The organism is Stenotrophomonas sp. TWI1151 (assembly GCF_039673135.1).
GTDB lineage: Bacteria > Pseudomonadota > Gammaproteobacteria > Xanthomonadales > Xanthomonadaceae > Stenotrophomonas.
In genome coordinates, this window is sequence record NZ_JBDJLA010000006.1 from 93,989 (window position 1) to 113,388 (window position 19,400).

General features: G+C 67.7%; 21 protein-coding genes. 12 read left to right on the plus strand and 9 right to left on the minus strand.

Annotated features, from left to right (window positions below):
• Position 1: 1 nt before the first annotated feature.
• Positions 2–337 carry a zinc ribbon domain-containing protein YjdM gene (locus ABE422_RS09495; RefSeq protein WP_313211382.1) on the minus strand — a complete coding sequence of 112 codons (336 nt, stop codon included), beginning with the start codon at positions 335–337 and terminating at the stop codon, positions 2–4.
• A gap of 119 nt (positions 338–456) precedes the next feature.
• Here ABE422_RS09495 and ABE422_RS09500 point away from each other — a divergent pair, with 119 nt between their 5' ends.
• The 3 genes from ABE422_RS09500 to ABE422_RS09510 all read left to right on the plus strand — a co-directional run bounded on the left by ABE422_RS09500 (position 457) and on the right by ABE422_RS09510 (position 2,620).
• The gene (locus tag ABE422_RS09500) at positions 457–1,812 is read left to right on the plus strand and encodes an Hsp70 family protein (RefSeq protein WP_346482866.1); all 1,356 of its coding nucleotides are present in this window, start codon (positions 457–459) and stop codon (positions 1,810–1,812) included.
• 317 nt (positions 1,813–2,129) lie between these two features.
• Positions 2,130–2,429, plus strand: a complete 300-nt coding sequence (locus ABE422_RS09505; protein ID WP_080114834.1) for a YkgJ family cysteine cluster protein — start codon at positions 2,130–2,132, stop codon at positions 2,427–2,429.
• A gap of 11 nt (positions 2,430–2,440) precedes the next feature.
• On the plus strand, positions 2,441–2,620 hold the full coding sequence (locus ABE422_RS09510) for a hypothetical protein (RefSeq protein WP_019183415.1): 180 nt from the start codon (positions 2,441–2,443) through the stop codon (positions 2,618–2,620).
• Positions 2,621–2,665: 45 nt separating this feature from the next.
• Here ABE422_RS09510 and ABE422_RS09515 read toward each other — a convergent pair whose 3' ends face one another.
• Genes ABE422_RS09515 through ABE422_RS09525 form a run of 3 tightly spaced genes read right to left on the minus strand, consistent with a single transcriptional unit; the run spans position 2,666 to position 4,664 of the window.
• Positions 2,666–3,547, minus strand: coding sequence for a DUF4097 family beta strand repeat-containing protein (locus tag ABE422_RS09515; RefSeq protein WP_346482867.1), 882 nt, complete (start codon positions 3,545–3,547; stop codon positions 2,666–2,668).
• A gap of 11 nt (positions 3,548–3,558) precedes the next feature.
• Positions 3,559–4,083, minus strand: a complete 525-nt coding sequence (locus tag ABE422_RS09520) for a hypothetical protein (RefSeq protein ID WP_346482868.1) — start codon at positions 4,081–4,083, stop codon at positions 3,559–3,561.
• On the minus strand, positions 4,080–4,664 hold the full coding sequence (locus ABE422_RS09525) for a sigma-70 family RNA polymerase sigma factor (RefSeq protein WP_313211378.1): 585 nt from the start codon (positions 4,662–4,664) through the stop codon (positions 4,080–4,082). The genes ABE422_RS09520 and ABE422_RS09525 overlap by 4 nt, the downstream gene beginning before the upstream one ends.
• Positions 4,665–4,974: 310 nt before the next feature.
• Between ABE422_RS09525 and ABE422_RS09530 the strand changes: the two genes are divergently transcribed.
• Together ABE422_RS09530 and ABE422_RS09535 are read left to right on the plus strand one after the other, a co-directional pair.
• On the plus strand, positions 4,975–5,166 hold the full coding sequence (locus ABE422_RS09530) for a hypothetical protein (protein WP_313211377.1): 192 nt from the start codon (positions 4,975–4,977) through the stop codon (positions 5,164–5,166).
• An 80-nt stretch (positions 5,167–5,246) separates the two neighbouring features.
• The gene (locus tag ABE422_RS09535; protein WP_313211376.1) at positions 5,247–5,828 is read left to right on the plus strand and encodes a mechanosensitive ion channel family protein; all 582 of its coding nucleotides are present in this window, start codon (positions 5,247–5,249) and stop codon (positions 5,826–5,828) included.
• Between the two features lie 45 nt (positions 5,829–5,873).
• Here the strand turns inward: ABE422_RS09535 and ABE422_RS09540 are convergent, their stop codons facing one another.
• Both ABE422_RS09540 and ABE422_RS09545 read right to left on the minus strand, forming a co-directional pair.
• The gene (locus tag ABE422_RS09540) at positions 5,874–6,140 is read right to left on the minus strand and encodes a DksA/TraR family C4-type zinc finger protein (RefSeq protein ID WP_121038682.1); all 267 of its coding nucleotides are present in this window, start codon (positions 6,138–6,140) and stop codon (positions 5,874–5,876) included.
• A 109-nt stretch (positions 6,141–6,249) separates the two neighbouring features.
• On the minus strand, positions 6,250–6,801 hold the full coding sequence (locus ABE422_RS09545; RefSeq protein WP_313211375.1) for a DUF2058 domain-containing protein: 552 nt from the start codon (positions 6,799–6,801) through the stop codon (positions 6,250–6,252).
• A 72-nt stretch (positions 6,802–6,873) separates the two neighbouring features.
• Between ABE422_RS09545 and ABE422_RS09550 the strand changes: the two genes are divergently transcribed.
• The 3 genes from ABE422_RS09550 to ABE422_RS09560 all read left to right on the plus strand — a co-directional run bounded on the left by ABE422_RS09550 (position 6,874) and on the right by ABE422_RS09560 (position 9,789).
• Positions 6,874–7,371: a M48 family metallopeptidase gene (locus ABE422_RS09550; RefSeq protein WP_313211374.1), complete on the plus strand. Its 498-nt coding sequence runs from the start codon at positions 6,874–6,876 to the stop codon at positions 7,369–7,371.
• An 81-nt stretch (positions 7,372–7,452) separates the two neighbouring features.
• Positions 7,453–8,163, plus strand: coding sequence for an rRNA pseudouridine synthase (locus ABE422_RS09555; RefSeq protein WP_121038691.1), 711 nt, complete (start codon positions 7,453–7,455; stop codon positions 8,161–8,163).
• A 48-nt stretch (positions 8,164–8,211) separates the two neighbouring features.
• Entirely contained in the window at positions 8,212–9,789 is a 1,578-nt protein-coding gene (locus ABE422_RS09560; protein WP_313211373.1) for a phospholipase D family protein, read from the plus strand.
• 1 nt (position 9,790) lies between these two features.
• On the opposite strand, the gene ABE422_RS09565 is transcribed toward ABE422_RS09560, so the two are convergent.
• Positions 9,791–10,906: an HDOD domain-containing protein gene (locus ABE422_RS09565; protein ID WP_313211372.1), complete on the minus strand. Its 1,116-nt coding sequence runs from the start codon at positions 10,904–10,906 to the stop codon at positions 9,791–9,793.
• A 287-nt stretch (positions 10,907–11,193) separates the two neighbouring features.
• Here ABE422_RS09565 and ABE422_RS09570 point away from each other — a divergent pair, with 287 nt between their 5' ends.
• On the plus strand, positions 11,194–12,291 hold the full coding sequence (locus ABE422_RS09570; protein WP_121041184.1) for a Glu/Leu/Phe/Val dehydrogenase dimerization domain-containing protein: 1,098 nt from the start codon (positions 11,194–11,196) through the stop codon (positions 12,289–12,291).
• A gap of 78 nt (positions 12,292–12,369) precedes the next feature.
• Here ABE422_RS09570 and ABE422_RS09575 read toward each other — a convergent pair whose 3' ends face one another.
• Positions 12,370–15,237: a S8 family serine peptidase gene (locus tag ABE422_RS09575; RefSeq protein WP_346466016.1), complete on the minus strand. Its 2,868-nt coding sequence runs from the start codon at positions 15,235–15,237 to the stop codon at positions 12,370–12,372.
• A gap of 175 nt (positions 15,238–15,412) precedes the next feature.
• Here ABE422_RS09575 and ABE422_RS09580 point away from each other — a divergent pair, with 175 nt between their 5' ends.
• The 3 genes from ABE422_RS09580 (at position 15,413) to ABE422_RS09590 (ending at position 17,610) form a co-directional block, all read left to right on the plus strand.
• Positions 15,413–16,588 carry a thiolase family protein gene (locus tag ABE422_RS09580; RefSeq protein ID WP_346482869.1) on the plus strand — a complete coding sequence of 392 codons (1,176 nt, stop codon included), beginning with the start codon at positions 15,413–15,415 and terminating at the stop codon, positions 16,586–16,588.
• Between the two features lie 124 nt (positions 16,589–16,712).
• The gene (locus ABE422_RS09585) at positions 16,713–17,054 is read left to right on the plus strand and encodes a hypothetical protein (RefSeq protein ID WP_088434503.1); all 342 of its coding nucleotides are present in this window, start codon (positions 16,713–16,715) and stop codon (positions 17,052–17,054) included.
• Between the two features lie 151 nt (positions 17,055–17,205).
• On the plus strand, positions 17,206–17,610 hold the full coding sequence (locus ABE422_RS09590; protein ID WP_152154110.1) for a hypothetical protein: 405 nt from the start codon (positions 17,206–17,208) through the stop codon (positions 17,608–17,610).
• Between the two features lie 76 nt (positions 17,611–17,686).
• Here the strand turns inward: ABE422_RS09590 and ABE422_RS09595 are convergent, their stop codons facing one another.
• A complete protein-coding gene (locus ABE422_RS09595) occupies positions 17,687–19,318 on the minus strand; it encodes an acyl-CoA dehydrogenase family protein (RefSeq protein WP_346482870.1) in 1,632 nt (543 codons plus the stop codon).
• Positions 19,319–19,400: the final 82 nt, after the last annotated feature.

Below are 19,400 nucleotides of genomic sequence, written 5' to 3' on the forward strand. Positions count from 1 at the left end.
CTCAGGCCTTCTTGAGGAAGCAGGTCTTCAGGACCAGGCCCTTGATCTTTTCCGAGTTGCCTTCGATGTGCTCGGCATCGTCCTCGACCAGGCGGATATTGCGGATCACGCTGCCCTGCTTGAGGGGAATCGAGGAGCCCTTCACTTTCAGGTCCTTGATCACCGTCACGGTGTCGCCGGCGGCCAGCACGTTGCCGTTGCTGTCGCGTACCACCAGGGCCTCGCCGCCACCGTCACCGGCCGCCCACTCGTGGCCGCAATCCGCGCAGATGAACAGCGCGCCATCGGCATAGGTGTTTTCCAGGGTGCACTGCGGGCAGGCGGGAATGGCGGACATCGACAGCTCTTCGGTTACGAAACGGCCGCTAGTGTAACCGCCCGTTACCGGCTGCCCTTGCGTCGGCGGTCCCGTTGCCGCAAAGTGCGCGCCCCCTGACCACCGGCCCGGCCCCCCGCATGAAACTCGGCATCGACTTTGGCACCAGCAACTCCGCCGCCGCCGTGGTGATCGACGGCAAGGTCGTGCCGATCCAGTTCGGCCAGGCCGAACAGTTCCGCACCACGGTGTATTTCCCCGAGGTGATGCGCGACCCGAACGACTTCGAACTGACCCCGGCGCTGGAGCACGACCTGGCCCGGCTGGTCGACGCGGCCGCGCGCGATGCCCGCGCCGCCGGCCAGGAACGCACCCCGGATGCGCTGCGCCGCGAGGCCCTGCGCGTGGTGCGCCGGCAGTGGATGGAAGAGCAGATGCGCGCCCCGCTCAGCTCCACCACCCTGCTGCAGAACGCGGTCTATGGCGATGACGCGCTGGAGGCCTACTTCGAAGAGAACGAAGGCAACCTGGTGCAGAGCCCCAAGTCGATGCTCGGCTACAACCTGCACCCGCGTGCGCGCCAGACGATTGCCGGCATCGCCACGCACATCCTCGAGCACATCCGCCTGACCGCCTCGCGCCAGCTGGACACGCCGATCCGCACCGCCACGCTGGGCCGCCCGGTCCAGTTCCGCAGCTCGATCGGCGAGGCCGGCAACGCGCAGGCGCTGGAGATCCTGCACGGCGCGGCGATCGCAGCCGGCTTCGACAGCATCGATTTCCTCGAAGAGCCGGCGGCCGCCGCGATGCATTACCACGCCGAGAGCCCGCAGGAGCACGACGCGGTGGTGGTGGATATCGGCGGTGGTACCACCGACGTTGCCCATGCGCGCGTAGGCGGCGGCCAGGCCCCGACCATCCACCGTGCCTGGGGTATCGCCCGGGGCGGTACCGATATCGATCTGGCCTTGAGCCTGGGCGGCTACATGCCGCTGTTCGGCCGCGGCATCACCCGCGTGCCGGCGCACCACTACGTGGAAGCGGCGATGGTGCAGGACATGACCCGCCAGCGTGATTTCCGCCAGCACACCTACCGCGATGTGGACGCGCCGTTCGGGCCGCGCCTGACCGCGCTGCAGGACACCGGCAACACCGCGCGCCTGTACCGTGAAGTCGAGCGCTGCAAGATCGCCCTGAGCAGCGTGGCCAGCCACGACAGCGCGTTGGACTTCATCGAACGCGGCCTGCAGATGCAGATCGATGCCTCGCGGCTGGAGACCGCCGCCGGCGGGTATCTGGGCGAGCTGACCGCCCTGCTGGAGCAGGTGCGCAGCGACATCGGCCACGACCCGGCAGCGGTGTTCCTGACCGGTGGCATGTCGCGCGCCGGCTACCTGCAGAAGGCCGTGGCCAACGCCTTCCCCGGCTCGACCCTGGTCCGCGGAAATCCGTCGTTCGGTGTGGTCCACGGGCTGGCACTGGCCGCCGCCAACTGATCCACCGGCAACGCCAGGCCTTGTCCCACAAGGCCTGAAGAGGTGTGAACGCCCTTATTAACAAAACGTTACGCCGAAAGCGCTATCATCTTTTGGCTTCAAAGCGCAATGCGCTTGACGCAACCAGCACGATCTTCCTGGCCTCCCAGGCCACCGTCCTCTTCGATGCTGCCACCGTCCGGACCTGTCCGCGGTGCCGGTATCGCTCATCGCTGTGATCCGGCTCGTTCACAGCCTGCTGCACCCCGAGCCGCCAAGAGACACTCAGATTGGGCGAACGCCTGGCTGCACTTCTTACATCGTCCGAGCCCGACCCCATCGATTGCCGTCGTTGCGACGCGGTGTGCTGTCGGCTCACCGTCACCGTCATGCCTGACGACAACGTGCCCGGCTACCTGCTGGATACCGATGCGCGTGGCGGCACGGTGATGGCACGCAACGAAGAAGGCTGGTGCGCTGCGATCGACCCGTATCACCTGCGCTGCACGATCTACTCGCAGCGACCCGCGATCTGCCGCCAGTTCGACATGGGCGGCGATGATTGCCGCCTCGTGCGGCAGGACTACCGTCGACAACAGCAGGATCTGTCGACGTTTTCTTCCACGCTTCATCCATAGCAGGAGCATCCATGGCTCGTACGCCAAAGACCTCCCCCAAGGCAAGCAACACCGTTCGCGTCGACCGCAAGCAAGGGTCCAACTCCGCCGTCAGCAGCCAGAGCATCGCTGCGGATCTGGCTGCTTTCCGTAAAGGTGGCGGCAAGATCGAAGTGCTGGGCAATACCCTGGCGCTGAAGAAAGCCGGCTGACGTTGCTGCCGACCGCACCGGCATTGGCCGGTGCGGTGGCCGCACTCAGCGGCCCAGGCTGACCCGCACGCTCCCGGAATGGGCGTTGATCGAAATATCCCCATCGCCCGACCCCAGACGCGCATCCAGGCTGCGGCCGGGGCCGTAGCGCGGCTTCTCAACCTGCCCGGCGTCGGACTGGATCCCACCACTGAACGTCTTGACGTTCAACTGCGCCGAGACATTGGCCGGCAGCTTCAGCGCGACCGAACCGCTGACCGTCTGCATCGTCACCTTGCCGCCCGGCGCCATGCCGGTCGCGCTCACATCCAGGCTGCCCGAGACGGTTTCCACCGCCAGCCGCTGGATCCGCCCGGCATTGACGTTGACCCGGCCGGAGACCGATTCGGCCGCTACTTCCCCTGACGCTCCCCCGCCGGCCAGCAACTGGCCACTGACCGTGCGCGCATCCAGGCGTGCGGTCTGCAGCTGCGAGCGGATGCCACCACTGACCGTGTTCAACGTGGTCTCGCCACTGCGCCCGGCCGCGGTGATGCTGCCGCTGACACTGTTGGCCTGCAGGCGGCGCACGTCGATATCGGCCACGTCGATGTCGGCGCTGACGGTGCCCAGCTGCACTTCCACCGAACGCGGCACGCGCAGTTCCAGGGTCGCCCCGCCATTGCTGCGGCCGCGCGGGTACTCCACTTCCCAGCGCACACGGTTGCTGCTCTTGTCCTGCTTGAGGGTGAGCCCATCGGCCATCGAACCGGTCAATGCCACGTCGTTGCGGTCCCAGCCGCGCACGGTGACCTTGCCGGCGATGTTGCTGATTTCCACGCGGCCGCCGGCACCCAGTGGGTGGCGCTCATTGACGTTGGTGGCGGCCTGGGCGACAAGCGGCAGGCACAGGGCCAGGGCGGCGATCAGGGACAGAGGAATGCGCATGGGGTTCTCCTTCAAGTGGGCAGGCCGGCGGACAGCACCGCCTGCTGGGTGAGTTCCAGCCGCAGCGCATAGGTACGCTGCAGTTGCCCGAGCAGATAGCGCGAGCGGGGATTTTCAGCGATGGCCGCGCGGATGTTGTCCGCGCTGGCATCGAGTTCATGCAGGGCCGGGCGCCACGCATCGGTGACATCGGCACTGGGCAAGGCCGCAATCGCCTGCTGGTATTCGCCGGCCATCGCATCGGCCTGGCGCTGCAGCAGCGACGGTGCCGGCGTATGCGGAACCGGCGTGGGCACCACCATCAGCAGCGCCAGTGCGGCGGCCAGGCCGAGCCCGATGCGCAGCGGCCAGCGCTCCCGCCGGCGGCGTGTCGGCAGCGTTGCCACGGCAACCGCCGCGGCGTGGACCTGGGCCTGGGCCTGGGCCGGCAACTGTGCGGCGATGCCCTGCCAGACCCGTGCCGGCGGAACGCGCTCGGCAGGCAAGGCACGCAGGCGTGCAGTCAGTTCGTCGTGTTCGGAATCATGCGGGTTCATGCGGTTTCTCCTAAGCGTGCACGCAGCAGGCCGCGCGCTCGGTGCAGCTGTGCTTTGGAACTGCCAACGGCCATCTGCAGCTGGTCGGCGATTTCCTGGTGTTTCCACCCTTCGATGTCATGCAGGACCAGGACCGCGCGGGCCCGTGGCGGCAGTGTTTCCAGCGCGCGCTCCAGGTCCATCGAGGTGCCCGCGCAGCGGTCCTGGGCGGGCAGCATCGCCAGCGACTCCCAGCCTTCCTCACCGGCATCGCGTGCATCGCCGGTGGCGTTGGCGCGCAGTTCCATCAGCGCTGCATTCACGCCCAGGCGGTGCAGCCAGGTGCCCAGGCTGCTTTCGAAACGGAAGCCCGGCAGGGCGCGCCATGCCTGCAGGAAGGCCTCCTGCAGGGCATCCTCGGCGCGGGCCGCGTGGCCGCCGCACAGCCGCCACAGCACGGCGTACACACGCGGCGCATGCCGTCGGTAGATGCGTTCGTACGCGGTCACGTCACCGGCGGCTGCGGCACGCACCAGGGCGTGGTCGTCGGCGGCATCGGCCTGGTTCGTGGCGCTGGAGGCGGGCATGGTCGTGTCGAGCATATCCGTTGGATGCGGGGGGCATGGAAAAGGTTTAAGCCCGTTCTGACTTTCTTTTCAGGTGCCTCCGCTTGGGGCTGCCGCGAGCGTGAGGGCCCCGTAGCAACCGGCGGGCCCTCGGCAAATGTCCCCCGGCCGCCGCCTGAAGGCGACGACCTCCTCCTTGATTTTGCCCAGGGGCCTACCGGCCGCTACGGGACTCGCGTGTGGCACGCGTGCGCCAAGGCGGATTATTTCTGCGGTCTTTAAACCTTCCTGGCCGACGCGGCATCCAATCCTCTGTCACTACCGGCGCCCGCCAAGGAGTATCCCCATGTCATCCAGTTGCCTGGCCGTGCTGCTCTCACTGGCCACCGGCTGCACGCTGCCGTGGAGTCCGCTGCAGATCCGGCTCACGCTGGCGCCCGAAGCGCCGGATGTCTGCCTGCAGTACGCGCAGAACGCGCCGCTGTGTGCCTCGGCGATGATCGCTGCGTTCGATGTGTACGGCAGCCCGCGGCCGTAAGCGCACACCACGATGCGGCGAGGCGCATCGGCATTACCATGGCGGGATCGGCACTATCGCTGCAAAGGAATTCCGCCCCCATGAAAGACCATCTGCCCGCCTGGACCCACGAATGGCTGCACTATGGGGTCCCTGCCCTGCAGATTCTGGTGACCCTGCTGGTGGCCTGGCTGCTGCGGCTGGTTGCCCGGCGGCTGATCCGCCGCGTCGGTGAGCACTACACACTCCCGCCGGAAATGATCATGGGCGCACGTCGGGTGTTCACCTTCCTGGTGTATTTCACCGTGCTGCTGATCGTGCTCAACATCGTGGGCGTCTCGGCAACGGTGCTGTGGACCGCCTTCACCGGGTTCGCCGCGGTCGGCGCGGTGGCGTTCTTCGCCGCGTGGAGCGTGCTGTCCAACATCTTCTGCACGCTGCTGATCTTCACGACGCGGCCGTTCCGCCTGCACGATTACATCGAGCTGCTGGAAAACGGTGAGAAGCCTGGACTCAAGGGCCGCGTGATCGACATCAATCTGATCTACACCACGTTGCAGGAAACCGGCAGTGGGCATGAAGGCACGGTCCTGCAGATGCCCAACAACATGTTTTTCCAACGCACCGTGCGCCGTTGGCGCGATCCTTCGCAGGCGCCGGGCGGGATTCAAGGGGACGGCTGAGTCCCGCCGCCGTCGGCCAGGCAATGCCCGCTGCGGGATCGATACCTAGCGCAGCTGGCTGTCCTTGCTGCCGCGGCGGTTGTAGCCGCTGCCCTCCTGCTGGGCGGCGTCCTCTTCTTCCTGGCAGCGCACGCATAGTCGTACGCCGGGCACGGCCTTCCGCCGCGCCTCGGGAATGGGCGCGTCGCAGTGCTCGCAGTGGGTCAATCCGGGGCCGTCGCGCAACTGTGCGCGGGCCCGCTGGATGGCCTCATCGACGGTGGCGTCGATCTGATCCTGGACGGCGCCGTCGCCTGCCCAACCTGTCGCCATGATGTGTCTCCCATGCCGGTGTCAGGCCACCAGCATAGACCCGGCCCACGACGCCGAGCCGACGTGGGGCTGAACGCCCGCGGCGCCGGGTGAACGCTTCAGACGGGGCTTACCAGACCAGGTCGTCCGGCACCTGGAACTGGGCGTAGTACGCATCGTCCTCGGCGTTGCCGGTGCTGGGCTCGCTGCCGGGCTGGCTGTTGTCGAGCACGATCACGCTGGCATCGCGCTCGCGGACCTTCTCGGCCGCCGCCCGCGGCAGCAGTTCGAAGCCGTCGCCATGGCGCACGATCACCAGGCTGCCCGAGGCCAGCTGGCGGCGCAGCACGTTGTTGACCAGCAGGGTGCGGATCAGCGTGCCATCGTTGAAGCGGTACTCGCTCTCGCCTTCACGCTTGACCTTGTGGGCCTCGACGATCTGGCGGACCTGGGCCTGCAGTTCCTGGGCGTGGGCCTTGGCTTTGCGCTCGGCTTCCAGCGCGCGATCGCGCTCGGCCTTTTCCGCGCGCAGGCGCTCGGCCTCGCGCTGGCTTTCGCTGGGCGCGGCCGGGGCCTTGCCGTGACGGGCTTTCACCTGTTCACGGGCGGCCTGGGAGACCTGGGATTTCTTGACCAGCCCAGCCTTGAGCAGCTGCTCCTGCAGGGGATTTGCCTTCGCCATACGCCTAGCATCTGTTGTTGCGGGATTCCGGAGGCCATCATACTGGTCTGCCCGTCCCGCCCCAACCGCCCGATGACCGCCCTGAAGTACCTCGCCGGCTATCCCGACGCCCTGCAGCAGCAGGTGCGCGAGCTGATCGCGGGCGACCGGCTGGGGCCGTGGCTGGAGCAGCGCTATGCCGAACTGCATACGGTCCGCAACGACCGCCAGCTCTACGATTACACCCAGGGCCTGAAAGAGCGCTACCTGCGCCAGTCCGCGCCGCTGTCCAAGGTGATCTACGACAGCAGGCTGCAGGTGCTCAAGCACGCGCTGGGCACCCACACCACGGTCTCGCGGGTGCAGGGCAGCCGGCTCAAGGCCAGCCGCGAGATCCGCATCGCCACGGTGTTCCGCGAGGCACCGGCGCCGTTCCTGAAGATGATCGTGGTGCACGAACTGGCCCATCTGAAGGAATCGGACCACAACAAGGCCTTCTACCAGCTGTGTACCCACATGGAAGCGGACTATCACCAGCTGGAGTTCGATCTGCGCCTGTACCTGACCCACCTGGAACGCACGCCGGCCTGAGCCGCAGCGGCCCTCATCGCGCAGCGCCGGGCCCCAGCCAGTACACTCCCCGCCCGTTTCCCGTTTTATGTTGCCTGCCCCATGACCGACCCGATCCGACTCGACAAACGCCTGACCAGCCTGATCGGCTGCTCCCGTGGCGACGCCCAGCGCTACATCGAGGGCGGCTGGGTGACCGTCAACGGCCAGGTGGTCGAACAGCCGCAGACGATGGTCACCGACGAGGACATCGTGCTGCGCGAGAACGCCGAGGCGACCCGCACCGAGACCGTGAGCATGCTGCTGCACAAGCCGGCCGGCATGCGCTCGGACGAACTGTGCGCCCTGGTGACCCCGGAAAGCCGCAGTGAACTCGACGCCACCGGGGTGACCCTGCTGCAGCGGCATTTCCACGCCCTGCAGCTGGTGATGCCGCTGTCCGACGACGAAAGCGGCCTGGTGGTGGTCAGCCAGGACGGGCGCGTGATCTCGCACCTGAAGGATCGCGGCGCAACGCTGGAGCAGGAATACCTGGTGGAAGTCAGTGGCGAGCTGGCGCCCTACGGCATGAAGCGCCTCGCGCACGGCCTGAGCTTCCGCAGCTGGCCGTTGCCACCGTGCAAGGTGAGCTGGCAGAACGAAACCCGCCTGCGCTTTGCGATCAAGCCGGTGCATCCGGGCCAGCTGCGCGACATGTGCGCCCAGGTCGGGCTGGAGGTCATCAGCATCCGCCGCCTGCGCATCGGCCGCGTGGCGATGGGCAAGCTGGTCCCGGGCCAGTGGCGTTACCTGGCACCGGACGAGCGTTTCTAAACCGCGCCAGCACTCGCCCTGCACGCCCCGGCCGCTTACGATCGGGGCATGACCGAGAAAAAACCGTTCTGGCGCCGGCTGCTGCGCTGGCTGGGGATCGTTGTCGCCCTGCTGATCCTGCTGGTCCTCAGCGGCCTGCTGCTGGCCGACCACCTCACCCCGCAGGCCGTGGGCGAGCGTTCGACGGTGCTGCCCACCCAGGCCGACCAGACCCCGATCGATCGCGAGCTGGTCCGCCTGCAGGCCGAGCACCCCGGCCAGACCGGTGTGGCCTTCCTGTCCGACGGGCTGGACGCGTACGCCGCACGCGCGGTGATCACCCAGCACGCCGGGCGCAGCCTGGACCTGCAGTACTACATCTGGCACGACGACCTCATCGGCCATCTCATGGCCAACGAGCTGTACCGCGCGGCCGAGCGCGGCGTGCGGGTACGCATCCTGCTCGATGACATGAACGCGCAGGACAAGGACGCGCTGATGATGGCGCTCGATGCGCACCCCAACATCGAGATCCGCCTGTACAACCCGTTCCGCAACCGCAACGGACTCTGGCGGCTGGTCGAGATGGTGCAGCGCGTTTTCAGCGTCAACCACCGGATGCACAACAAGTCATGGATCGCCGACGGGCGCGTGGCGATCGTCGGTGGCCGCAACATCGGCGAGGAGTATTTCAGCGCACGCCCGGATGTGAACTTCCGCGACCTGGACCTGCTGGTCGCCGGCGAAGCGGTGCAGCAGGCCAACACGATCTTCGACGATTACTGGAACAGCGATACCGCTGTGCCGATCCGTGCGCTGGCGTTCTACACCGAACCGCAGCTGCGCCTGCTGATCGGCGAAAGCGAGCACGAAGCGCGCCTGGACAGTGCCAAGCCCTATCTCGAACGCGTGGCGCGCTCGCAGGCGGCGAAATCGTATTACCGCGATGCGCTGGATCTGCACTGGTCACACCACGTGGAGATCGCCTCGGACCCGCCGATGAAGCACCGCCGCGACGATCAGGCCGACTGGCTGGTGACGCGCCTGGTGCAGGAGCTGGAAAGCGCACAGCACAAAGCCTTGCTGATCTCGCCCTACTTCGTTCCTGGCGAGGACGGCACCGAGGGCTTGGGCGCGATGGTCGCGCGCGGGGCCCAGGTCGCGGTCATCACCAACTCCCTGGCCGCCAATGATGTGGCCGCCGTGCACAGCGGTTACATGCACTACCGGGCACCGTTGCTGCGCAGTGGCGTGCAGCTGTACGAGCTCAAATCGCGCGGCAACGTCGATGGCGGCGGTCTGTTCGGCAGCAGTGGCGCCAGCCTGCACACCAAGGCGTTCATGATCGACGACCAGCGCGGCTTCGTCGGCTCATTCAATCTGGACCCGCGCTCGGCGTATCTGAACACCGAGATGGGCGTGCTGTTCAACGATCCGGTGCTCGCCGCGCAGCTGCGCGAGGAGTACCTGCGCCTGGCCAGCCCACGCCAGAGCTACTGGGTGGCCCTGGGACCGGACGGCGACGTGCGGTGGCTGGAGCGCGATGCGCAGCCGCCGCACTGGCTGTATACCGAACCGGACACCGGGTTCTGGCTGCGGGCCAGCGCGCGCGCGATCAGCTGGCTGCCGCTGGAGTCGCAGCTCTAGCTCAGCCGGCCTGGGCCACGTCGCGCTCGGCCTCGTCGCCCTCCAGCGTTTCCACGGCGCGCCCGTGCACGCGCCGCCAGATCCACTGCAGTGCGTGCGGCGGTGTGTCGTCCAGTTGCTCCAGCAACGCCAGGGCCTGGACCTGACCGATCTGGCCATGGCGGCACAGCAGGCTGGCCGCCGCCGCCGCACGGGCAAAGCGCAGGCTGGCCGCCAGCCCACTGCCACTCTGGCGGATCAAGGCATCGTGCACGGCCTTGGGCAGCTCCCATGCCGCGGCGATGCGGCTGGCCACCGGCAGGGTCCAACTGTCGAGAAGATCCGCCGCCAGCGTGCGCGGCGGGGCGGCGAGCGCCTGTTGCGCGCAGGCATCGAGCAGATGGCGCATCACCAGCGCCGCGCCCAGGCCCTGGGTCAGGCCCAGCCACTGCGCGGCGAAGCCATCTTCATGGGTCACCGTGCGTGCGTGGTCGGCGGCAGCACGCGAGGCCAGCAGCGCATGCTCCCAGATCACCGCACTGAACTGGGGAAAGGCATCGCACTGCAGCTGCATCACCGGCTGCACCAGCACCGCGCTGATGATCTGGCGGATGCCATCGGTACCAACCAGGGTGACCGCACGCTGCAGGGTCTCCACCGGGCGCGCCTGCACCCGGTAGACCGGGCTGTTGGCGATGCGCAGCAGATTGCCGGTCAACACCGGGTCCTGGCCGATGATCCCGGCCATGGCGCGCGCCGAGGCGTCGCTGTCGTTGACGGTCTGGATCAGCTGCGGCAGCAGCTGCGGGCGGCGGGGCAGGTGTTTGGCCGACCAGTCCCGCGCCAGCAGCGAGGCGGTGACGGCATCACGCAGTTCAACGGTGCGCGGGGCCGCGGCGTCGGCGGCATCGCCACTGCGCGGCACCAGTGCCAGCGTATGCAGCCCGGCCTGCAGCACCCCCACCGGATCGGTACCCGGCGCTACCGGGGCAACCGGCAACGCCGCGGCTCGCCCGTGCGTGGCAGTGCCACGGGCCATCGACGGCGCCACCACGGCACGCCGGTGACGGAGCACAGCGGCCATGCCAAGCAGCGCCAGCACGGCGGCGCCGACAACCACAGCGCCGATCATGCCCATGGCCCTGGACGCGCCGGGTCCCGCACTTGCCTTGTTGCGACTGCGCCCACGTGATCCTTCCTGCGATGACCGGCCATCCACACCGTTGCCACGGCATCGGCCTGCGCTTCAGCAACTTTAATGGCCGTGGGGCGCAAGACCCCTGACAACACCGTCCGTCGGAATGCACTAGAATGGCGCCGCGCGACCCGTCCGAGACCCGACGACGTCGCTTTTTTTGTTTTACAACCCACCTTTTGCTGGCGCGTTCGCCGCTGTTCGCCACCGTTCGCACCATCGGAGCCACCATGTTATTTGAAACCCTCGAAACCACCGGTCACGAACAAGTGGTGTTCTGCCACAGCCGCGACGCCGGTCTGAGGGCGATCATCGCCATCCACAACACCACCCTCGGCCCGGCCTTGGGCGGTGTGCGCATGCGTCCCTACGCCAGTACCGACGAGGCCCTGGCCGATGCGCTGCGCCTGAGCCGCACCATGACCTACAAGAACGCCCTGGCCGGCCTCAACGTGGGTGGCGGCAAGGCGGTGATCATCGGCGACCCAAAGCGCGACAAGACCGAAGTGCTGTTCCGCGCCTTCGGCCGCTATGTCGATTCGCTGGGTGGCCGCTACATCACCGCCGAGGACGTCGGCACCGATGTCAACGATATGGAGAACATCTACCTGGAGAGCGAGTACGTCACCGGCGTCCACCAGGTGCATGGCGGCTCCGGTGACCCGGCACCGTTCACCGCATACGGCGCGCTGCAGGCGCTGATGGCGTCGATGCAGCACAAGCTGGGCCATGAGGAAGTGGGCAAGGCCAGCATCGCGGTGCAGGGCCTGGGCCATATCGGCATGGAGCTGGTGAAGCTGCTGCGCGATCGTGGCGCCAAGCTGTACGTCAGCGACCTGGACAGCACGCGCGTGGATCGCGCTGTCACCGAATACGGTGCAGAGGCGGTCAAGCCGGAAGACATCTACGACGTCAACGCCGACATCTTCGCGCCCTGCGCGCTGGAAGGCGCGATCAATCCAGACACGCTGCCGCGCCTGAAGTGCAAGATCGTCTGTGGTACCGCCAACAACCAGCTCTCCAGCCTGGAGGTCGGCGATGAACTGCACGCGCGCGGCATCCTCTACGCACCGGATTACGCGGTCAACGCCGGTGGCGTCATGAACGTCTCGCTGGAGATCGACGGCTACAACCGTGAGCGCGCGATGCGCCTGATCCGCAGCATCTACCACAACCTCGGCCGCATCTTCGCGCTGTCGCAGAGCGAGGGCATCGCCCCGCAGCGCGCCGCCGACCAGATCGCCGAATCGCGCATCCTGTCGATCGGCAAACTGAAGATGCCGCTGGGCCGCAGCACGCCGCGCCGGGGCAGCCTGCGCGGCAACTGAGCCGTTGCGCTGACAAACGAAGAGGGCGCGATCATCGATCGCGCCCTCTTTTTTCGTGCGTCGCGGCCAGGCCCGCGTCTAGAACCCAGCCGAATACCGCAGCTGCGCCTGGCGCAGATCGCCGCGTGGCCCAAAGCGCTGGTCGTACCCGAATGCCAGGCGGCTGTTGCGGCTCAACCATGACTCCAGCGAAAGCCCGAACAACCCGCCCGAGCGGGCCGGCTGCACCCCGGCCACCGGCGCCCAGGCCTCGACACCGACGAAGCTGGCATCCAGCGAAAGGCCGTCGCTGGACAGATGCTGCTGCCATTCGGCATAGCCGCGCAGCGACCAGCCGCCCCAGCGCCGCTCGGCGCGCAGGCCGGCCAACGCCTGGCTGCGCGTACTCACGGCATCGCGCGCGCGCAGACCGAAACCCATGCCGCCTGTTTCACTGAAACCATCGCTGTCCACCCGGGCGTACTCGGCGCCCAGGTAAGGCGTCAGCGAGGCGGTGGCACTGCCGAAACGGTAGCCCGACTCCACGCTGGCCGCGCTGAAGCTGCCGCCATAGCGCGCATTGACGCCGTACTGCCCCGCACCGAGCAGCAACTGGCGATCGATCTCACGGGTGAACTGGCCCGCGCCGATCTGGCCCATCGCATAGGCGCGGCCGGTGCCCCAGCCGGCATACACCTGCGCCTGCGACTGACGGTCGCGGCCGCGGTCACTGCCCCACTCGCGGCTGCCGTAGCTGCGCGTTTCACCGAACGCGACACCGAGCATGCCGTGGCTGCCCAACGCCATGTCCTGGCCCATCATCCAGCCGCGGGTCGCCACGCCGTTGCCGGCGAAACTGCCTTGGCCCGCCTCGCCCAGCGTGCTCTGCCAGGCACCGCGCAGGCGTGGCACGGCCTGCACCTCACCGAGCCGTGCCGACAGCGCACGTCGGTTCATGTCGATGCTGTCGAAGGTCGCTGCCGTGGCCAGGGCATGCGCCTTGCCGGAGAGGCTGTCCAGGCTGGCCTGCAAGGCGCTGGCGCCATCCACCTGCTGCAGCTTCCCGGCCCCGTCGGCAAACCCGTCCAGTGCCGCACCGTTGCGATCCAGCACTTCAAACGCGGATTCGACCCGCGCTGCCGAGGCCAGCGCCGTGCCGCCCAGGCCGGCCTGGAGGCTGGCGCTGGTGACGCTGATGCGGTCGATGACCATGGTGACGTCGTTGTTGGCGTGCAGCAGGCTGGCCTGGAGCAGGCTGCCGGGTGCCAGTCCGTTGGTGACGCTGGCGAACGTGCCGGCCACCCCACCATCGGCGTGCAGCAGTGGCTGCGTGCGTCCGTCACGGGGCACGTAACCGGCGATGATGCTGTCCACACGGACCGTGCCGGCCAGCGTGGCGGTGCCGTTCACCATGAGCGGGTTGGCCCCCAGTGCGACGACCAGTTGCGCGCCGGCACGCTGGATGTAGTTGCCTTCGATGACCGCATCGATGTTGTCGCTGCGCAGCATCACGCTGGCGCCGTTGTCCACGTTGCCACTCACCCGCGTGGTGCCGTTCATGAACTGCAGCGCCGCGCCGTTGGGGTCACCGGCCTGCGGCACGATGAGCACGTTGGAACGCAGCGACGCACCGCCGCGCAGCGCGAGGGTGCCGCGCTCGATGAACGTGTCACCGGTGTAGGTATTGGCGCCGGCCAGGGTCAACGCACCCGTACCCTGCTTGGTCAGTCCGCCGCTGCCGCTGATGTCGTTGCTCCATACCGAATTCAGCCCCGGCGTGCTGACATTGACCGTCGTATCGCCCCAGTCCAGCCTGGCCGGACCGTTGATCGCCTTGGCGATGTTGAGCAGGCCATAGCCGAACGTTCTGTCCACGCCGGCCGCACCGAGATCGGTGGCCGTGCCGAGCAGCGTCTGGCGCACCAGATCATTGGTGAAATACGGGTACTTCTGCCACACCAGGGCGGCCGCGCCGGAGACCAGCGGCGCCGCGTAGGACGTGCCCGAACCGTAAAAGTACGTTGGCGTGCCCCCTTTGCTGGCGGGATCGACGTAGGCCACCGTGCCCGGGGCGGCCAGGCAATAGCGTGCCGCCACGCCACAGGCGTTGGCATACGAAGCCAGCTTGCTCGGGTCGGCGGTGTCCACTGCGGTCACGCTCAGCCAGCCGCGTTCCAGATCCGCAGCGGGCAGGCTGCCGCCCGGGCCGACCTGGCTGGGCAGCGCCGCCATGCTGGACGGATTGGGCTTGCTCTCGTTGCCGGTGGCGAACACCACCAGGCCGCCATTGCTGAGGATGAAGGGGCGGTATTCCTGGGCGATCGGCGCGGTGGCGGAGGGGTTGGTCCAGTACAGGCCGCCCCACGAGTTGTTCATGATCTTGACGCCGGCGGCGATCAGATCCTGATGCACACCGTCCAGACCGACCGCACCGGTGATCTCGTTGCCACTGCCCGAACCGTCGTCGACGGGGCGCTTGTCAGCAATGATGCGCGCCGAGACGATCTGCGCTTCGCTGGCCACACCACCCGGCCAGCTGCCGACCCTGGCGCCGGCCGCCAGCTGGGCCACCACGGTGCCGTGACCGACCACGTCATCCACATTGACATTGTTCACGCGGGGATCGACATAGGTGTAATTGGCCAGCACCCGCCCGTTCAATGCCGGGTGCTCGCGGTTCACGCCCGAATCGACCACGCCGATGCGCACGCCGGACCCGGTCCAGCCGGCAGACTGCGCCGGGCCCGCCTGGACGATGCTCAGGTGCGCATCGATGGACGGCTGCGGCGGCGGGGCCGTGGTCGGCGGCGGCGAAGGCGGTGTGGTGGGCGGCGGCGACGGGGGCGTGGTCGGGGGAGGCGACGGCTCCAGGTCCCCGCGGACATTGCTGCCCCCGCCTCCGCACGCACTCAGTGCCAGCGCCAATGCCGCGGCCAAGGCCGACCTGCCGATCACAACCTGCTTCATCCCTGCTCCCCTTGTGAATGGACCTTCCCCACCTGCCTGCCCCCGGGCAGACACCGGCAGTCAATGCCGACCCTCTATACTGGACCGACCCCCACGCAGTCTGCCGGGAAATGCGTCGGCTTCCAACGCCCGCGTTCCCATTCCGCTCTTCGCTCACGCACCAAAGAGATTGCACATGTCCAACATCGTCATCGCCGCCGCCAAGCGCACCGCCATCGGCTCCTTCCTGGGCCAGTTCAACGGCGTGCCGTCCCCGACCCTGGGGTCCACCGTCATCGCCGCGGCCCTGGAGCAGTCCGGAGTACCGGCTGCGGACGTTTCCGAAGTGATCATGGGCTGCGTGCTGCCGGCCAACCTCGGCCAGGCGCCGGCCCGCCAGGCCGCGATCGCCGCCGGGATTCCGGTCTCCACCGGCGCCACCACCCTCAACAAGGTGTGCGGCTCGGGCATGAAGGCCATCATGCTGGGGCATGACCTGATCAAGGCCGGCTCGGCCAGCATCGTGGTCGCCGGCGGCATGGAGTCGATGTCCAACGCCCCGCACATGATCCCCAACTCGCGCACCGGCAACCGCTTCGGCAACTTCCAGATGATCGACCACATGGCCCACGACGGCCTGGTCAATGCGTATGACGGCAAAGCCATGGGCGAGTTCGCCGAGTGCACCGTGGAGAAGTACCAGGTCAGCCGCGAGGACCAGGATGCCTTCGCCATCGAATCGGTGCGCCGTGCGCAGGCCGCCCAGGCCAATGGCGCTTTCGATGGTGAAATCGTTCCGGTGAAGGTCAGCACGCGCAAGGGTGAGGTCGAATACGCACAGGACGAGCAGCCGAGCCGCTCGGACATCGCCAAGATCCCGACCCTGCGCCCGGCGTTCAAGAAGGACGGCACGGTCACCGCCGCCAGCTCGTCGAGCATCTCCGACGGCGCTGCCGCCGTGGTGCTGCTGTCCGAAGAAGATGCCGCCGCCCGCGGGCTGCAGCCGCTGGCCCGCATCGTCGGCCATGCGACGCACTCGCAGGCGCCGGAATGGTTCACCACCGCCCCCATCGGTGCGATCCAGAAGCTGCTGGAGAAGACCGGCTGGACGCTGGACCAGGTGGATCTGTTCGAGATCAACGAAGCCTTCGCCGTGGTCGCGATGGCGCCGATCCGCGAGCTGGGCATTCCGCACGACAAGGTCAATGTCAATGGCGGCGCCTGCGCATTGGGTCATCCCATCGGTGCCTCCGGTGCACGGCTGGTGGTCACGCTGGTGAACGCATTGCGCAAGCGTGACGCCAAGCGCGGAATTGCTACCCTGTGCATCGGCGGCGGCGAAGCAACCGCCATCGCTATCGAATTGATTTGATTTGATTTAACGCGCATTTCTCAAAACTGAATGCGCGATCGCTTGACAGCCAATCGTGGCTTGTCATCATGTTGCCGGGCGCGCAATAGCGCGTTGCCTAATCTAACGACGAGGATTCACAACAATGAGCATCAACAAGCTGCTGATCGCAATGGCCCTGGGCCTGGCTCTGACCGCCTGCTCGAAGCAGGAGCAGGCTGCTGACGCCGCCGCTTCGGCCAACGAAGCTGCCGCTGACGCCCAGGCCGCTGCTGACCAGGCCGCTGCTGCTGGCGCCCCGGCTGCTGACGCTGCCCAGGCTGCTGCCGACACCGCCACCACCGCTGCTGACGCTTCGGCCGATGCCGCTGCCCAGGCTGCTGGCGCTGCCACCGACGCTGCTGCCGACCAGGCTGCTGACGCTGCCAAGGCTGCCGAAGGCACCGCCGAGAAGGCCAAGGACGCTGCTGAAGAAGCCAAGAAGTAATAGCTTCTTTCTTCAAGCAAGTCTGAAGAAGCCGCTGGTTCGCCAGCGGCTTTTTCTTTGGGCGCGTGTTGTGCATGTCCTGCCGCGCACCGGTTCTTCACAGGCGCATGAATAGGCTGGCCTCCCATCCATCGCCGTTCTGGAGCGCCACATGAAGATCCGTCCGCTGACCACCTCCCTGCTGGCTGCTTCCCTGTTGCTCGGCCTGGCCGCGTGCAAGGGCCCGGAGGCCGAACAGGCCCGCCGTGATGCCGCCCAGGCCGCCGACAGCACCAATGCCGCCGCGCGCGAAGCGGTCGACAAGGCCGCGGCCGCCACCCGCACTGCCGCCGACGATGCCGCTGCCGCCTCCGAGCGCGCCGCCGCCGACACCCAGCAGGCGCTCGACCGCGCTGCCGCAGCGACCTCCGAGGCCGCTGGCGAGGCCAAGGTCGCCGCCAAGGATGCGGCTGCCCACGCCAGCGATTCCACTGCCGATGCCGCGCAGAAGGTCGCCGACAAGGCGCGCGACGTTGCCGACGATGCCAAGAAGAACGCCAACGAAGCCAAGCGCTGAGTCCGGCGTCCCTCACGCCGCCTTCGGGTGTGACCAACGCCCCCTCTCCTGAGGGGGCGTTTTCATTGGGGCGCGTTCACGGCAGCGCGCGGCTCAGCACGGCCGCGAAGTCCACGTCGGCCGGCAACGTCCCGAACGCCATCCCATGCTCGGCACCCAGCCGCGAGCGGATGAAGGCCGATGCGTTCGGGCTCCGCGCGCGCAGCAGTACCGCGGCCTGCAACACCAGCGCCAGGCGTTCGGTGATACGGCGGGCCTGTGCTTGTTCCGGTGTTGCCGCGAGCTGCATGCGCAACGCCCGCAGGGCGGCGTCATAGATCGCATCCACACCGGCCACCGCATCCAGCTCGGCGTCCAGCGCCTGCAGCACCTGTGGTTCGCGCGACAGCGCACGCAGCACATCCAGACACTGGATGTTGCCGCTGCCTTCCCAGATGGAATTCAACGGCGCTTGACGATACAGCCGTGGCAGCATCGACTCTTCCACATAGCCGGCACCGCCGAGGCACTCCTGCGCTTCATTGACGAACACGGCCGCGCGCTTGCACACCCAGTACTTGCCCACTGCCGTCGTGATGCGCGCGAATGCCGCCTGCTGCGGATCCGCCCCGGCCTGATCCACCGCCCGTGCCACGCGCATGGCGAACACCGTGGCCGCTTCGGATTCGATCGCCAGGTCCGCCAGTACGTTGGCCATCAGCGGATGCTCGCTCAGCCGCGTGCCGAAACTGCTGCGATGCCGGGTGTGATGCAGCGCCTGCGCCAGCGCCATGCGCATCTCGGCGGCGGCACCGAGCATGCAATCCAGCCGCGTCATCATGACCATGCCGATGATGGTCGCCACCCCGCGCCCCTCCTCGCCCACCCGCTGCGCCCAGGCCCCGCACAACTCCACCTCGCTGGAAGCGTTGGACCAGTCGCCAAGCTTGTCTTTCAAGCGCATCAGACGGAACGCGTTGCGGTGGCCATCGGCCAGGCGCCGCGGCATGAGGAAACAGCTCAGGCCGCCCGGCGCCTGCGCCAGCACCAGGAAGCCATCGGACATCGGCGCGGAGAAGAACCACTTATGGCCCACCAACGCATAGCTGCCATCGGCCTGGGGCTCGGCCCGCGTGGTGTTGCTGCGTACGTCCGAACCGCCCTGCTTCTCGGTCATGCCCATGCCCAGGGTGATCCCGGCCTTGTCGGCAATCGGTACGTCACGCGGGTCGTAGTGAGGCGCTGCCGCCTTGTCCGCCCAGGCGGCGAGCGACGGATCCTGGCGCAACACGGCGACCGCAGCGTGGGTCATCGTCAACGGGCAACTGGTGCCCGCCTCGGCCTGGTGATGCAGGTAGCTCAACGCCGCACGTGCCACGTGCGCGCCGGGGCGACCATCGTGCCAGGACAGCCCGGCCACGCCATGCGTTTTCGCCGCCGTCATCAGCTGCTGGTATGCCGGATGGAACTCGACGGTATCGATGCGATGGCCCTGTGCATCGTGGGTGCGCAGACGCGGGCGATCGCGATTGGCATCGAAGCCGATCCGATAGAGCTCATCGCCGGCGAGACCGCCATAGCGCGCCAACTGGCCCGCGAACGCGGCGCCGCCTTCGCGCTGTACTGCCTCGGCCAGCGCGACGTCGTCGGCCCACAGATTGCGCCCCCCGAAAGGTGGCGGCTGGTTGCTCACCTGGTGCGTTTCGAACGCGGGCAATGCAGACGTCATCACGGCGACCTCCTTGCAGACAGATGCTCCGATTCTGCCGCATCCCCCTGCAGGCCGCCGTTCATGCGGATTCTCACCTCCT